A 14,817-nucleotide genomic window follows, 5' to 3' on the forward strand; every position below is an offset into this window, starting at 1 on the left:
TTTCCCGTGAGAAGGAGTTGGTAGGCGGTTTTCTCAAGACTCAATTTGGAAACTGCATCATGAAGAAGACTTATTCCGACCAACCCGAAAAACTGAAACCCACCGCAGAAAAAACCTTCTGCAACTGCGAAACCAGCCACCCGCCATTATTCGCCATACGCCCCGGCATCGACGCCGCAGACGCCTTGGTCCACGCCTGCCTGCTGGCCCGTGGCCTCAATCAGATCGCCACCGACTATGCCCAGCATCACGCCCCCGAGCGCAGCCGTGACATCGTCTGGTCGATGCAGCATTCCGCCGAAAGCCTTTCGGCGATTCTGGAAGGCCTGCTCGACGGCCAGGAGGCCTGACCGCCAGCCAGGTTCAGAGCGGCTGCCCTCGGTCCACCTTGCTGCTGAGAATGATCGACGTGGTGGTCTTCTCCACCCCGTCGACACTGCCGATCTGGTCGAGCAACTGGTCCAGTTGCTCGGGCGAATCCGTACGCAGCCAGGCCACATAGTCGAACTCGCCGCTCACTGCGCACAGCTGCTGTACCTGGCCCATGGCACTCAGGCGCCGCACCACCTCCTTGCCCGAGCGCGGCTGCACCTTGATCCCCACATACGCCTGCAGCCCACCCCCCATCACCCGCTGGCCCAGGCGCACGCCATAGCCGGAGATGACCTTGTTCTTCTCCAGCCGCTCCAGACGCGAGTTGACGGTAGTACGAGCGATGCCCAGCTGGCGGGCGAGGGTGGCGACGCTTTCGCGGGCGTTTATCTGCAACAGGGCGATCAGCTGGCGATCGATTTCATCCAGCGTGATGGAGCGGGAATCCGACATGGCGAGTCTCTACGGTTGACCCGCTAGCCTAGCCAGCCTGCGGTAAGCAGGGCAAGGGTAGACAGTTGGCCATGCGTTGCATCAGTGCTGCAATCCCGGGGCAGCTTCGCGGCCCTTTCGCGACACAAGGCCGCTCCTACAGCTGCTGCGCCGGCATGTAAGCATCGGGCGCAATGACAGAACTGCTCGATTGGTCCGGCAGGTCGAGGTGCGGTCTAGGGTGGAATAGGAGCTCACAAAATCTAACGATTTATAGCTGTTTAGATAGCCATGCCTGAGCAGAGAATGGCCCTCTCACGAACGTTGTGTTTCGGAGGACGAGGATGCCAGCCTACTACCTTGCATCAGCTCCCTCATTGCGCAATACTGCCGACAACAACTAACCCTCACGACCGGCGTGGCATGACCATCTGGTTGGAGGGGGAAAAAGCCGGCTTAAGCCGGTTTTTTCGTTTCTGGAGTGCAAAAAATGCAGAGAAAGCTTGATTCTGAGCCTCTGCGCACTCGTATCTATATCGACGGCTAAAACTTCTACTACGGCTGCTTGCGCGGCACACCGTACAAGTGGCTCGACCTGCTACCTCTCTTTGAAAAGCACATCTTGCCTTCCATACTGGTCACGGACAGCCATGGCCAGATCAGGGCATGGCGGCTCCTGGAATCCCCCTCGATCAAATATTTCACGGCAAAGATCATCGAGTCGGTCGCCCGTGCTGGCGATTCAGTGTCGTCACAAGCTCGCTACCACACTGCTTTGCGCAAGCTGCATGACGGTCGAATAGAGCTCATCGAAGGTTATTACGCCGTCAATAAAATGAAGGTGAAGATCGTCGACCCTGAAAATCCGGACAAGGCTCCGCGTGAGTGCCAGGAAATCCAGGCCTGGAAGGTGGAGGAGAAACAGAGCGACGTGAATCTGGCCCTCCAGGCTTACCATGATTCGATCACGGGGCAGGTTGACCATGCCGTCATCGTTACCAACGATACTGACATCGCTCCTGCACTTCAGATGATTCGTGCTCACACAGATGTGCGGATTGGCGTGGTTGTGCCGACGTCGGGGCAAAACCGCTCGGCGAATACCGACCTGATCAAGTTTGCGCACTGGAAGCGAGAGCACATCAATTCAGGCGAGCTTGCGGCCTGTCAGCTACCGAGAGTGATTCCAGGGAGGAAACCAACCATCAAGCCGGAGTCCTGGTATGGACAACCTGAACTGCTGCAGGAAATTCTGGATTTGGCCATTCCTGTACGCGGAAGCAGGGCGGCAGCGTTCAAGTGGATGGAGCAGCCCAATCAGTTCCTCAGTGGTGAGCGGCCGATAGAGCTGGTGGAAACTGCCGAAGGTGCGACACGGGTTCTTCAGTACATACACAGCTGGATAGCCCAGCAAGAGGAGTTGCCCTAGTCAGGAGAACATGACGACTGCAGTCCCTGAAATGACAAAGGCCTACGTTCTGCAACGTAGGCCTTTGAGTTTTCTGGTGGGCCCACACGGACTCGAACCGTGGACCAAAGGATTATGAGTCCTCTGCTCTAACCGACTGAGCTATAGGCCCTCAGTAAGTGGCCGGATTATAACGAGGGTTTCGCACCTGTGCCATCTGAAAGATCCGATAGTGCTATGCGAAGAAACGTCGCCGCGAAGTCGTCCGGGGGCAGGGGCAGGCTGACGATGTAGCCCTGGATCTGCTCACAGCCCTCTGCCGCCAGGAACCGTTGCTGGGCCTGGTTTTCCACGCCCTCGGCAATGATGGTCAGCTGCATGCTGCGGCCCAGGGCGATGATGGCGCGGGCGATGGCGGCGTCATGAGGGTCGTCGGGCAGCCCGCGGATGAACGACTTGTCGATCTTGAGAATGTCCAGCGGCAGGCGCTTGAGGTAGCTCAGCGATGAATAACCGGTGCCGAAATCGTCGATGGCCAGTTGCACGCCCAGTTTCTTCAGCTGGTACAGCACGGCCAAGGCTTCCTCTGCCTGGCTCATGATGAAGTTTTCGGTGATTTCCAGCTGCAGGTCACCGGCTGTGAGCTGGTAGTGCTTCAGCAACTGTTCGATGCGCCTGGCAAGGTGGGGATGGCGTAGCTGGGCGCCGGCGAGGTTTATCGACAGCGGGCCGAAGGGGTCGTAGTGCATCTTCCAGGCCTGCATCTGCCGGCAGGCCTGCTCCAGTACCCAGTCACCGATCTGGAGTATGGTGCCGTTCTCTTCCGCCAGGTGAATGAAGTGCTCCGGCGGCACTTCACCAAAGGTCGGGTGGCTCCAGCGTATCAGCGCTTCGGCACCGACCAGGCTCTGTGTCTTGAGGCTGAGCTTGGGCTGGAAGCACAGGCTCAGTTCGTTGCGCTCGATGGCGCGGCGCAGTTCGTGCTCCAGGGCGATGCGTTCGCTGGCCTGGGCGGTGAGGTCGAGGGTGTAGGCTTCGACGCGGTTACGGCCCTTGGCCTTGGAGCGGTACATGGCGGCGTCGGCGTTGCGAATCAGTGTGGCAACGTCGGTACCGTCCTGTGGATAAAGGCTGATGCCGATGCTGGCGCTGGTGAAGAACTCATGCTCGCCAGCCTGGAATGGCGCGTTGAAGCAGGTCAGCAGCTTGTTGGCGATGGCGCTGGCGTCACTGGGTTTGTGCAGGCCGGGCAGCAGGATGATGAACTCATCGCCACCCAGGCGGGCCACGGTGTCGACATCACGCACCTGCTCTTTCAGGCGTTGGGCGATGCCCTTGAGCAGCAGATCGCCGACCGGGTGGCCGAGGCTGTCGTTGATGTGCTTGAAACGGTCGAGGTCAAGGAACAGCACCGCGCCCTTGCGGTTGGAGACCTGCGCGCAGGTGAGCGCGGCCTGCAGGCGGTTCTCGAACAGGGCACGGTTGGGCAGGCCGGTCAGTGGGTCGTGGTGGGCCTGGTAGTCAAGCTTGGCCTGGGCGTGCTTGAGGCTGGAGATGTCGGCGAACACAGCGACGAAGTGGGTAATCTCGCGCTCGCTGTTGCGTACGGCGCTGATGGTCAGCCAGCCGGGGTACAGTTCGCCGTTCTTGCGCTTGTTATAGATCTCGCCTTGCCAATGGCCTTCATCGGTCAGCTGGTGCCACATGGCGGCATAGAACGCACTGTCGTGCTGGCCGGAGGCGAGCAGGCGTGGGGTCTGACCGAGGGCTTCGATCTCACTGTAACCGGTGATTTCGCTGAAGGCGCGGTTTACGGCACTAATGTGCTGGTCGATGTCGGTGATCAGCACGCCTTCGGCGGTGTTCTCGAACACGGTGGCGGCCAGCTGCAGCTTTTCCTGCATCAGATGGCGCTCAGTGATGTCGCGGGCGATGGTCAGTATGCAGTCGTCGCCAGCAATCGGCAGCGGCCGTGCAGAGAGTTCGCAGAGGCGAATCTGCCCGTCGCTGCGGCGCAGGTGGCACGTGAAGTCGCGTACGAAGCCGTCGCGTTTTAGCTGTTGGACCAGACGCTTGCGCTCGTTGAGGTCGACCCAGATGCCCAGGTCCAGCGAGGTCTGGTCGATGGTCGGGCTGAGATCATAGCCGGTCAGGCGGCAGAAGCCTTCGTTCACTTCGAGCAGCAAACCGTCGCTCTGGCGCGACAGCAGCAGGCCATCGGGCGAGGCATGGAAGGCCTTGGCGAATTTCTCTTCCGAGGTTTGTAGCTGCTCCTGGGTTTCCTTGAGCTGGCTGATATCGCGTACCGCCACCACGAGCGCGAGGTTGCCGTCGAGTTCAAAGGTTTCGGCCGAGGTCAGGCCGGTGAAGAGTTGGCCGTTGCTGCGGCGGAAGCTCATTTCCAGGTTGCGGATACCGCCTTGGTGCAGGCGTTCGAGCAGCCGCGGGCCGTCGCCTTCGACGCCCCACAGGTTGAGCTCGGTGGCGGTGCGGCCAATTACCTGGCTCGGGGTGAGGCCGATCTGCTCTTCGAAGGCCTCGTTCACCTCCAGCAGGCAGCCGTCGCTGTGGCGGGCGATCAGCAGGATGTCGGGGCACTGCTGGAACACCGAGGCGAACTTCTGTTCGGACAGGCGCAGGGCGTCCTCGGTGCGCTTGGTCTCGCTGATGTCGATCATCAGGCCACGCATCACCGGCTGGTGGCCATGCTCGATCATGCTGACGATGTTGCGTACCCACAGTGGCTGGCCATCGGCCCTGATCACCCGGTAGTCGAGGCTGTGGTCGCGGCCGGCGGCAGTCTCGCTGTCGCAGTAGGCCTGGGCCCAGAGGGCATCCTCCGGGTGCAGGATGCTGCGCCAGAAGCCAGGTTTGAGCCAGTCGGCCAATGGGTAGCCGAGCAGGCCTTCTGCGTGGGGCGAGACGTAGCTGTAGGTGAAGTCGTTGGCGTCGGCCTCCCAGGCTATGGCGGACAGGCTCTCGACCAGGCTGCGATAGTGGTACTCGCTGCTGCGCAGTTCCTGCTCCAGGGCGATGCGCCGTGAAATTTCCGAACTGAGCCGGCGGTTGATCCGGATGACCGCTGCCAGCACGGCCATCAATACCAGCACCGTGGGCAGGCCATACACCAGCAGGTCCGACCAGAACATCCGTTGGTCGACCACATTGCCCACCCAGCGTTGCTGGATCTGGCTGACTTCGCTGCTGCTCATGTCGGCTATCACTTTGTCGAGAATGCCGACCAGTACTTTCTTGTCGCGCGGGGCGGCCATGGCCAATTGGTAGCGGTAGGGCGTTTCGCCGCTGACGTAGAGGCCGTCGAGCTTGAGCTGGCGCAGGCTCCAGATGCTTGAAGCGAGGTCACCGACCACGGCGTCCACTTCGTCGGTGGCCAGGGCCTGCAGGGTAGAGCTGACGTTAGGCAGGGCCACCAGGTTGAGGTCTGGGTGTTGGGTGCGCAGCAGTTCGTGCGGGGCGTAGTTTTCGACCACGGCAATCTTCAGGCCGTAAAGGTCGTCCAGGTTGCGCGGCTGTGCACCGCCTTTGTGGGCGAGGATAACGATGGGGAAGTCGAGGTACGGCCGGGTGAAGGCCAGGTAGCCTTGGCGCTCGGGGGTGGACATGATGCCGGGCAGCAGGTCGATGCGGCTTTCGCGTGCTTGCGCCAGTACCTCGGTCCAGCTGCTGGGTTCGACCGGTTTGAGCGTCACGCCCAGGCGTTGCTGGATCGTGGCGATGTAATCGGCGGCCAATCCCTGGTACCGGCCCTCCTGGTCGCGAAACTCGAACGGTGGCCAAGAGGCGTCTACACCCAGGCTCAGCTGCGGGTGGGCAGCCAACCAGGCTTTCTCCTCGTCTGTCAGGGTCAGGGCGCCGGCCGTTGTGTTCCACAAGATCAGGAGCAGCAACAGGATGGCCGGCATCAGCGGCATAGCGGCCTCACATTCAAGTGGTATGAAGTCGAGTGTAGACGGGCATTGCTGTAGGTGTGCGGTGGAAGGCAGGGTCTTTTGTCAGAGGCAACAGGGCCTTGCGGGTGTGGGGCGACCTGCATGGCCTTCATGGCATGCGCACCCCCTGTAGGAGCAGCCTTGTGCTGCGAAGACGCCAGTCAGGCGAAAGATCATCTACTGTTGCAATGGACTCTTCGCAGCACAAGGCTGCTCCTACAGAGATCGCGCCAGAATTCAGATTTTGCGCAACAGCCGGAAAAGAAAAACCCCGGCCTGGGCCGGGGTTTTGTCATCACTCGTCGAGGAAGGAGCGCAGATGCTCGCTGCGAGTCGGGTGGCGCAGTTTGCGCAACGCCTTCGCTTCGATCTGACGGATCCGCTCGCGGGTCACGTCGAACTGCTTGCCCACCTCTTCGAGGGTGTGGTCGGTGTTCATGTCGATACCGAAGCGCATACGCAGCACCTTGGCTTCGCGTGCGGTCAGGCCCGAGAGCACGTCACGAGTGGCTTCCTTGAGGCTTTCGACCGTGGCCACGTCAATCGGGGACTGCATGGTCGAGTCCTCGATGAAGTCACCCAGGTGCGAATCTTCGTCGTCACCGATCGGGGTTTCCATGGAGATCGGCTCTTTGGCGATCTTCAGTACCTTGCGGATCTTGTCCTCAGGCATTTCCATGCGCTCGCCCAGCTCTTCCGGGGTCGGTTCGCGACCCATTTCCTGCAGCATCTGGCGGGAAATACGGTTGAGCTTGTTGATCGTCTCGATCATGTGCACCGGAATACGGATGGTGCGCGCCTGGTCGGCGATCGAACGGGTGATCGCCTGGCGGATCCACCAGGTGGCATAGGTCGAGAACTTGTAGCCGCGACGGTATTCGAACTTGTCCACCGCTTTCATCAAGCCGATGTTGCCTTCCTGGATCAGGTCGAGGAATTGCAAGCCACGGTTGGTGTACTTCTTGGCGATGGAGATCACCAGACGCAGGTTCGCCTCGACCATTTCTTTCTTGGCGCGGCGGGCCTTGGCTTCACCGATCGACATACGACGGTTGATTTCCTTGATCTCGGCAACGGTCAGGCCGGTTTCGGTCTCAAGGTCGATCAGCTTCTGCTGGCAAGCGACGATGGCAGCGTCCTTTTCACCCAGGGCGGCAGCCCATTTGGTGTTGCGCTTGGCCAGGTCACCGCTCCAGGTCTGGTCGGTTTCGTTGCTCGGGAACATGCGCAGGAAGTCGGCACGCGGCATGCGGGCGTCACGCACGCACAGCTGCATGATGGCGCGTTCCTGCTGGCGCAGGCGGTTCAGGGCGTCACGAACACGCTCTACCAGTACCTCGAACTGCTTCGGTACCAGCTTGATCGGCATGAACAAATCGGCCAGGGCCTGCAGGGCGTCGATGCTTTCCTGGTGGGTGCGACCATTCTTCTTCAGAACCTTGTTGGTGGCCTGAAGCTGGTCGTTGACCGCGCCGAAACGCTGACGGGCGACTTCCGGGTCCGGGCCGCTCTCGGCCTCTTCCTCGTCGTCACCGCTTTCGGATTCGTCCTCGTCGTCGTCGGACTCTTCCTTCGCAGCGGCGGCCTTGGTGCCTGGGATCGGCACTTCTTCGGTCGGCGCGGCGATATTGTCGTCAGGATCGATGTAACCGCTGAGAACGTCCGACAGACGGCCGCCTTCGCTGGTGACACGGTCATATTCGCTGAGAATGTAGTCGACAGTGCCCGGGAAGTGAGCGATGGCGCCCATGACTTCACGGATGCCTTCCTCGATACGCTTGGCGATTTCGATCTCGCCTTCGCGGGTCAGCAGCTCGACGGTGCCCATTTCGCGCATGTACATGCGCACCGGGTCGGTCGTGCGGCCGATATCGGTTTCAACTGCCGCCAACGCAGCAGCGGCTTCTTCGGCCGCGGCTTCGTCGGTGTCGGCTTCCGCCAACAGAAGGGCATCCGCATCCGGAGCACTCTCGAATACGTTGATCCCCATGTCGTTGATCATGCGGATGATGTCTTCCACCTGTTCCGGATCTGAAATATCCTCAGGCAGGTGGTCGTTGACCTCCGCGTAAGTCAGGTAGCCCTGCTCACGACCGCGGGTGATCAACTCTTTGATACGAGACTGCTGTTGCGCTTTTCCGGACATAACACCCTATCCACTGAAGGTCTTGGCGGGCAAAAAACAAGCCGAGGATTATACCCGAGCATGGGCCTCACGCGCCAGATGAGGTCGGCGTTTGTGCGGGAACATTCCGGCTCAGCAGGGCGAGGAGCTGGGTTTTTTCCTCGCTGGTCAATTCGCTTTGACGTGATTTCCTGAGCAGTTGTTCCAGGCTGCGCTCGCGTTGGCGGGCGGACAAGCTAGTTATAGTGTCGAAAAACTGTTGTTCAAGGTTGTCGGCCACGATCAGCCATTCCTTTTCCGCCAGGGCCCGCAGCAGGCGCCCCTGTTCGGTGCCGTGCCAACGTGCGATCAACTGCATTGAGCTTAGCCCAGGATTTTTCTGCGCGGCTTCGATCAGTGCCACCAGCAGCTGGCTGTACAAGTGTTCTTCATCGGCGAAGTGGCTGGCATCTTCCACCTTGCCGGCCAGCAGAGGGTGGTGCAGCAACGTGCGCAGGGCGGCCAGGGTGGGTGGCTCGACCGGGGCCGGTACGCGTGGTGGTGCTTCGTCACGCTGCTGCCATGGCTTGCCACCCTTGCGGTTCTTGTCCCAGGGTTTGTCGCCCCACTGCTTCTTGCCAGCGCCCTTGTTCGGCTTCCACTCCTGTTCCTGATGAACGGGGGCGAAGTCGTGCTGCGGCATGTCGCCGTAATCGGGGGTATAGCTGGCCATGGCGTCATAGTCGTAGCCAGGGTCGTAGTCCGGCACGCTGCTGGTGGCCGGGGCGTGTTGCGCCAGTTGCTCGACCTGCTGCGGGTCGAGGCCGGTGATTTCCTTAAGGCGGTTGCGCATCAGCTGGCGCAGGTTGGCGCCGGGGATCTTTTCGATCAGCGGTGCGGCAAGGGTCGCCATGTGCGCCTTGCCTTCCAGCGAGCGCGGGTCGGCTTCGACGCTTAGCTGCTCGAAGAAGTAATCGGCCAGCGGCTGGGCGTGCTGGTTGATGCGGGCCATGAAGGCGTCGGTGCCTTCGGCGCGCACCAGGCTGTCCGGGTCTTCGCCTTCGGGCAGGAACAGGAAGCGCGCGCGGCGGCCGTCCTGCAGGTTCGACAGGGTCGACTCCAGGGCGCGCCAGGCGGCCTTGCGCCCGGCCTGGTCACCGTCGAAGCAGAACAGCACGCTGGGTACCACGCGGAACAGGCGCTTGAGGTGCTCTTCGCTGGTGGCGGTGCCGAGGGTGGCCACGGCGTTGCGCAGGCCCTGCTGGGCCAGGGCAATGACGTCCATGTAGCCCTCGACGACGATGATTTCGTCGAGGTTGCGGTTGTGCTTGCGTGCCTCGTACAGGCCGTAGAGTTCCTGGCCCTTGTGGAACACCGGGGTTTCCGGGGAGTTCAGATACTTGGGCTTGTCGTCGCCGAGCACTCGGCCACCAAAGGCGATGATGCGTCCGCGGCTGTCGCGGATCGGGAACATCACCCGGTCGCGGAAACGGTCGTAGCGCTTGCCGCTTTCGGCGTTTTCGATCAACAGGCCGGCATCGATCATCACCTTCTGCTGCAAGGTGTCGGCACCCAGGTGCTTGAGCAGGTTATCCCAGCCTGGCGGGGCGAAGCCCAGGCCGAAGTCACGGGCGATTTCCCCGGACAGGCCGCGGCCCTTGAGGTAATCCACCGCTGCCTTGCGGGTCGGGTGGCTGCGCAGGGCCTGGCGGTAGAACTCCGAGGCGGCGTCCAGCAGCGGGTACAGCGGCGAATCGGTTGGCTGGCGCGGCTTGTGGTCGCGGCGACCTTGCTCGCGGGGTACTTCCATGCCGGCGGCGCGGGCCAGCTCCTCGACCGCCTGGGGGAAGTCCAGGTTGTCGTGGTCCATGACGAAGCCTAGGGCGTTGCCGCCGGCGCCGCAGCCGAAGCAGTAGTAGAACTGCTTGTCGGGGCTGACCGTGAAGGAAGGGGTTTTTTCCTTGTGGAACGGGCAGCAGGCGGAATAGTTCTTGCCGGTTTTTTTCAGCTGGACGCGCGAACTCACCACGTCGACGATGTCGAGGCGGTTGATAAGGTCGTCAATGAAACTCTGGGGAATCAGCCCGGCCATGGCAGTCTCGTCATCTGGCAGCTGGCAAGTCTAATCGCTCACGCGCCGAATGGGGCGAGTGCCGCTTGGGAAAGTGCGAGGGAATGTGTGCTCGTCGCCAGCCCCTGAGGGCCCGTCAGTCGGACGTGCACGTCTGGTCATACAACAAGGAGGACCAGCTCTGACGTTTCAGGCAGGTTGCCCATGTGCAGTTCGCATGAAGCTTGTGCAGGGCCTTGAGCTAGCTGCTCAAGTTTGAAACGACCACTGCCATCGCCCGGCGGTTAGCCGGGCAGGGCAGAAGCTTTGCGTAGAACGCCTGTATTAGTACAGACGAACGGCGCGGCGCTGTTCGCGCTGAACTTTCTTGGCGTGACGCTTAACAGCAGCAGCTGCTTTGCGCTTACGCTCGGCGGTCGGCTTCTCGTAAAACTCGCGGCTACGAACTTCAGCCAGTACACCGGCTTTTTCGCAGGAGCGCTTGAAACGACGCAGAGCTACGTCGAAGGGTTCGTTCTCTTTAACTTTGACGGCTGGCATCCAGGGCTACCTTAATTCATTACCGGGGTAGACGTGCTCCTGGCAAAACAAAGGTGTGCTGGAGAACGTCGGTTTTCAAGGGTTGCGGATGTTAACCCTTAGCAAGCCGGAATGCAAAGCCTCTGATCGAAAACCGCTGGTCGGCATCCGACACGGGGACTATCATGCGCGGCTTCGAATTCAGCCCCCACAAGGGACGAACCCATGCTAGTACTGGGATTGGAAACATCCTGCGACGAAACTGGCGTCGCATTATACGACAGCGAGCGCGGTTTGTTGGCCGACGCGCTGTTCAGCCAGATCGACCTGCACCGCGTGTTCGGCGGTGTGGTGCCAGAGCTTGCCTCGCGCGACCACGTCAAGCGCATGCTGCCACTCATCCGCCAGGTGCTGGATGAGGCCGGCTGCGTCGCCACCGAGATCGACGCCATCGCCTACACCGCAGGCCCTGGCCTGGTCGGTGCCCTGCTGGTGGGGGCCTCGTGCGCCCAGGCGCTGGCCTTTGCCTGGGACATCCCGGCGATTGGCGTACACCACATGGAAGGCCACCTGCTGGCACCCATGCTGGAAGAAAACCCACCGGAGTTTCCGTTCGTCGCTTTGTTGGTTTCCGGTGGTCACACCCAGCTGGTGCGGGTCGATGGCATCGGCCAGTACGAGCTGCTGGGCGAGAGCCTGGACGACGCCGCCGGCGAAGCGTTCGACAAGACCGCCAAGCTGATCGGCCTGAACTACCCCGGTGGCCCGGAAATCGCCCGTCTGGCCGAACGCGGTGTGCCTGGCCGCTTCGTGTTCCCGCGGCCGATGACCGACCGCCCGGGCCTGGAGTTCAGCTTCAGCGGCCTGAAAACCTTTGCCCTGAACACCTGGCAGCAGTGCCGCGATGCCGGCGACGACAGTGAGCAAACCCGTTGCGACCTGTCCCTGGCATTCCAGCAGGCGGTGGTGGAGACTTTGACCATCAAGTGCAAGCGGGCGTTGAAACAGACTGGCCTCAAGCGCCTGGTCATTGCCGGTGGCGTCAGCGCCAACAAGGCACTGCGTGCGTCCCTCGAGGACATGCTCGGCAGCATCAAGGGCAACGTGTACTACGCGCGCCCGCAGTTCTGTACCGACAACGGTGCGATGATCGCCTATGCCGGCTGCCAGCGGTTGTTGGCCGGGCAACAGCAAGACCTGGCAATCAGTGTGCAGGCACGCTGGCCGATGGAGCAGTTGCCGCCGCTTTAAGCTTCAGAAGTGCCGTTCGCGGCCTGCGAACAGGTCGCGCAGGTTGCTGCGATGGCGCCATACGATCATAGCCGTCAACACAGTGATCGGCAGCAGGGCCTCTGGCTCGCGCCAGGCCAGCAACGGCAAGGTCAGTGGTGTGGCGATCAGTGCCGCCAGCGAACTGGTGCGGGTGAGGTAGAAAGTCAGCAGCCAGGCGCCGATGGCCAGCAGCGCGGCTGGGAAATACAGGGCCATGAGCATGCCGGCGGCGGTTGCCACGCCCTTGCCGCCCTGAAAGCGGAAGTACAGCGGGAACAGGTGGCCCAGCACTGCGCAAACGCCAATCCAGGCCTGCGCTTGCAGGTCCAGGCCGGCACCGCGGGCGAGCAATACCGGCAACAGGCCCTTGCACAGGTCGCCAAGCAGGGTCAGGATCGCCAGTTTGCGGCCTGCCAGGCGTAGCATGTTGGTGGCGCCGGCATTGCCTGAACCGCTGGAGCGCGGGTCCGGGCTGCCCGTAAGGCGGCTGAGGACGATGGCGAAGGACAGCGAGCCAAGCAGGTAGGCGAGCAACGCCAGTAACCAAAACATGCTAACTATTCCGGGCGAGGACGCCCTGATTCTAACGGCGCCAGTCGCCCTTGTCGTGCTGTGGAGAGAAGTGCTTGGACAGAGTGTTCATCGAAGGCCTGGAAGTCGATACCGTCATCGGTGCCTATGACTGGGAGCGGGATATTCGCCAGTGCTTGCGCCTGGACCTGAGCTTTGCCTGGGATAACCGCCCGGCTGCGGCGGGTGACGACCTGAACCTGGCGCTGGATTATGCCAGTGTGTCGGCCCGTATCCAGGCGTTTGCCGAACAGGCGCGTTTCGAGTTGGTTGAAACTTTCGCCGAGCGCCTGGTGGCGACGTTGATGGAAGAGTTCCACATCCCGTGGGTGCGGTTGAAGCTGACCAAGCCGGGTGCGGTACCGGCGGCCCGTGGCGGTGTTGGCGTGGAGATCGAGCGCGGATGTCTCTGAGCACGGTTTACCTGGGCCTTGGCAGCAACATTGATCGCGAGGTGCATTTGTGCGCCGGGCTCGATGCGTTGGCAGGCATCCTGACCGACATGCGCTGCTCGCCGGCGTTCGAAAGCCAGGCGGTGGGGATCAAGAGCGGTCCGTTCATCAACTTCGTGGTGACTGGGCAGACTGCGTTGCCGTTGATCGAACTGGACCGCCGGTTGAAGTTCATCGAGGCCGACAATGGCCGCTATGCCCCGGACCGCAAGGGGCTGCCGCTGGATATCGACGTGCTGATGTATGACGACTTGCACGGCACGTTCGATGGGCTGGTGTTGCCTCGGGCCGAGATCCTGAAGAACGCCTTTGTGCTGTGGCCACTGTCGCTGCTGGCGCCGGAGCTTGTGCATCCGGGGGTAGGCAAGACAATGGCGCAGTTGTGGCAGGAGGCGCAAATTGATCAGGTGCTGGCGCCGGTTGCCTTTGAGTGGCGTGGGTTGCAGCTGACTCCCGCGTAAGCCTGTACCGGCCTCTTCGCGGGCACGCCCGCGAAAGGACCGGTATGCTCAATCGCGCTTGTAAGCCTCGAGCGCTTTCAGCCGCTCACTTTTGAGCGCTTCACCCAAGGCCTGGCCGGTCAGCCCTGCCTGCACCAATGGCTTAACATCCACTGCCCGCGCCGCCGCCGCTGCCCCTCGCAGGTAGTCGGCCTGTGGATAACCCGATTTTCCCTCGCCCAGTGCTGTCATCTCGCAAGCGATCAGGAAATCCTCGAACCGCTGCGGCCGCCGGTACACGTCGAACTTCTGCAACAGCTCCAGGATTGTCGCGGCAGGCAGTTCCTGCGCCTGGTTGCCTAGCTCCAGGCACTCACCCGTCAGCAACGCCAGCTCCTGACACTCTCGCGGCGCCTTCAGGCGCTTGTTGACTGCCTTGATGGCGTCCGGTGCCAGCGGCTGTAGCAGGCAGGCCCAGCGTATATGCAGGGGCTGGTCGTGCATTGCAGCCTGTTCCAATGCTGCCAGAGCCTGGGGGCCGTCATCCAGTTCGGGCAGCAGTTCCTGCAGAGCATCGCAAGCACGCAGCACCTGGAAAAACATCCGTGGCTGCGCCTCCATCAGCGCCCGCTCGATTTCCTTCCAGCTGCGCTCGGCGGTCAGCGCCTGCAATTCGCCAGAGGCACTGATCTGACGCATCAGCTCAAGCGTCTCATCGGCAACCCGGAATCCCAGCGGTGCATAACGGGCAGCAAAGCGCGCGACACGCAGTACGCGCAACGGATCTTCGGCGAATGCCGGGGAAACATGGCGTAAAAGGCGTTGATCGATATCGTCCTGGCCATGATAGGGATCGTATACCGTACCCGTCTCGTCCTCGGCCATTGCATTGATGGTCAGGTCACGACGGATCAGGTCTTCTTCCAGGGTCACATCGGGGCTGGCGTGGAAAGTGAAACCGCCGTAGCCACGCCCGCTCTTGCGCTCGGTGCGCGCCAGGGCGTATTCCTCGCCGGTTTTCGGGTGCAGGAACACCGGGAAATCAGCGCCGACCGGTCGAAAGCCCTTGGCGTGCATTTCCTCGACCGTGGCGCCGACCACCAGCCAGTCGATATCGCTGACAGGGCGGCCGAGCAGGCGGTCGCGCACGGCGCCGCCGACTTTGTAGATGTGCATGTGCAGCTCTCCATAACTGCCGACAGGATAACCCGTCGGCAGCCTTGAAGT

11 protein-coding genes, 1 tRNA gene and 1 pseudogene are annotated in these 14,817 nt (G+C 61.7%); 5 read left to right on the plus strand and 8 right to left on the minus strand.

Annotation, left to right across the window (positions count from 1 at the left end):
• Window positions 1-59 precede the first annotated feature (59 nt).
• Window positions 60-350 (plus strand): hypothetical protein, encoded by a 291-nt coding sequence (locus tag ACK56M_RS02265; protein WP_015268711.1) that lies wholly within the window; start codon window positions 60-62, stop codon window positions 348-350.
• Between the two features lie 13 nt (window positions 351-363).
• Here ACK56M_RS02265 and ACK56M_RS02270 read toward each other — a convergent pair whose 3' ends face one another.
• Window positions 364-825, minus strand: a complete 462-nt coding sequence (locus ACK56M_RS02270) for an Lrp/AsnC family transcriptional regulator (RefSeq protein ID WP_015268712.1) — start codon at window positions 823-825, stop codon at window positions 364-366.
• 469 nt (window positions 826-1,294) lie between these two features.
• Between ACK56M_RS02270 and nicB the strand changes: the two are divergent.
• Window positions 1,295-2,233, plus strand: a pseudogene (gene nicB / locus ACK56M_RS02275) (6-hydroxy-3-succinoylpyridine 3-monooxygenase).
• A gap of 74 nt (window positions 2,234-2,307) precedes the next feature.
• Here nicB and ACK56M_RS02280 read toward each other — a convergent pair.
• The 5 genes from ACK56M_RS02280 to rpsU all read right to left on the minus strand — a co-directional run bounded on the left by ACK56M_RS02280 (window position 2,308) and on the right by rpsU (window position 10,877).
• Window positions 2,308-2,384: transfer RNA gene (locus ACK56M_RS02280), tRNA-Ile, on the minus strand.
• A gap of 16 nt (window positions 2,385-2,400) precedes the next feature.
• Window positions 2,401-6,144, minus strand: coding sequence for a bifunctional diguanylate cyclase/phosphodiesterase (locus ACK56M_RS02285; RefSeq protein WP_015268714.1), 3,744 nt, complete (start codon window positions 6,142-6,144; stop codon window positions 2,401-2,403).
• Between the two features lie 313 nt (window positions 6,145-6,457).
• Window positions 6,458-8,308 (minus strand): RNA polymerase sigma factor RpoD, encoded by a 1,851-nt coding sequence (rpoD, locus tag ACK56M_RS02290; RefSeq protein WP_013970578.1) that lies wholly within the window; start codon window positions 8,306-8,308, stop codon window positions 6,458-6,460.
• A gap of 67 nt (window positions 8,309-8,375) precedes the next feature.
• Entirely contained in the window at window positions 8,376-10,358 is a 1,983-nt protein-coding gene (dnaG, locus tag ACK56M_RS02295; RefSeq protein WP_013970579.1) for a DNA primase, read from the minus strand.
• A gap of 303 nt (window positions 10,359-10,661) precedes the next feature.
• Complete coding sequence (gene rpsU, locus ACK56M_RS02300) at window positions 10,662-10,877, minus strand: 30S ribosomal protein S21 (protein WP_003255575.1); 216 nt, start codon at window positions 10,875-10,877, stop codon at window positions 10,662-10,664.
• Between the two features lie 204 nt (window positions 10,878-11,081).
• Here rpsU and tsaD point away from each other — a divergent pair, with 204 nt between their 5' ends.
• Window positions 11,082-12,107: a tRNA (adenosine(37)-N6)-threonylcarbamoyltransferase complex transferase subunit TsaD gene (tsaD, locus tag ACK56M_RS02305; protein WP_015268715.1), complete on the plus strand. Its 1,026-nt coding sequence runs from the start codon at window positions 11,082-11,084 to the stop codon at window positions 12,105-12,107.
• 3 nt (window positions 12,108-12,110) lie between these two features.
• Here tsaD and plsY read toward each other — a convergent pair whose 3' ends face one another.
• Window positions 12,111-12,680, minus strand: coding sequence for a glycerol-3-phosphate 1-O-acyltransferase PlsY (gene plsY, locus ACK56M_RS02310; protein WP_004375186.1), 570 nt, complete (start codon window positions 12,678-12,680; stop codon window positions 12,111-12,113).
• 74 nt (window positions 12,681-12,754) lie between these two features.
• Here plsY and folB point away from each other — a divergent pair, with 74 nt between their 5' ends.
• Together folB and folK are read left to right on the plus strand one after the other, a co-directional pair.
• Window positions 12,755-13,111, plus strand: a complete 357-nt coding sequence (gene folB / locus ACK56M_RS02315; protein WP_004375185.1) for a dihydroneopterin aldolase — start codon at window positions 12,755-12,757, stop codon at window positions 13,109-13,111.
• The gene (gene folK / locus ACK56M_RS02320) at window positions 13,102-13,611 is read left to right on the plus strand and encodes a 2-amino-4-hydroxy-6-hydroxymethyldihydropteridine diphosphokinase (protein WP_015268716.1); all 510 of its coding nucleotides are present in this window, start codon (window positions 13,102-13,104) and stop codon (window positions 13,609-13,611) included. Before folB ends, folK begins: the two co-directional genes overlap by 10 nt.
• Before the next feature lie 48 nt (window positions 13,612-13,659).
• Here the strand turns inward: folK and ACK56M_RS02325 are convergent, their stop codons facing one another.
• Window positions 13,660-14,766, minus strand: coding sequence for a multifunctional CCA addition/repair protein (locus ACK56M_RS02325; protein WP_015268717.1), 1,107 nt, complete (start codon window positions 14,764-14,766; stop codon window positions 13,660-13,662).
• Window positions 14,767-14,817 lie beyond the last annotated feature (51 nt).

Origin of the sequence: Pseudomonas sp. s4 (genome assembly GCF_046764235.1) — a bacterium.
In the GTDB taxonomy this organism is placed as follows: domain Bacteria; phylum Pseudomonadota; class Gammaproteobacteria; order Pseudomonadales; family Pseudomonadaceae; genus Aquipseudomonas; species Aquipseudomonas asiatica.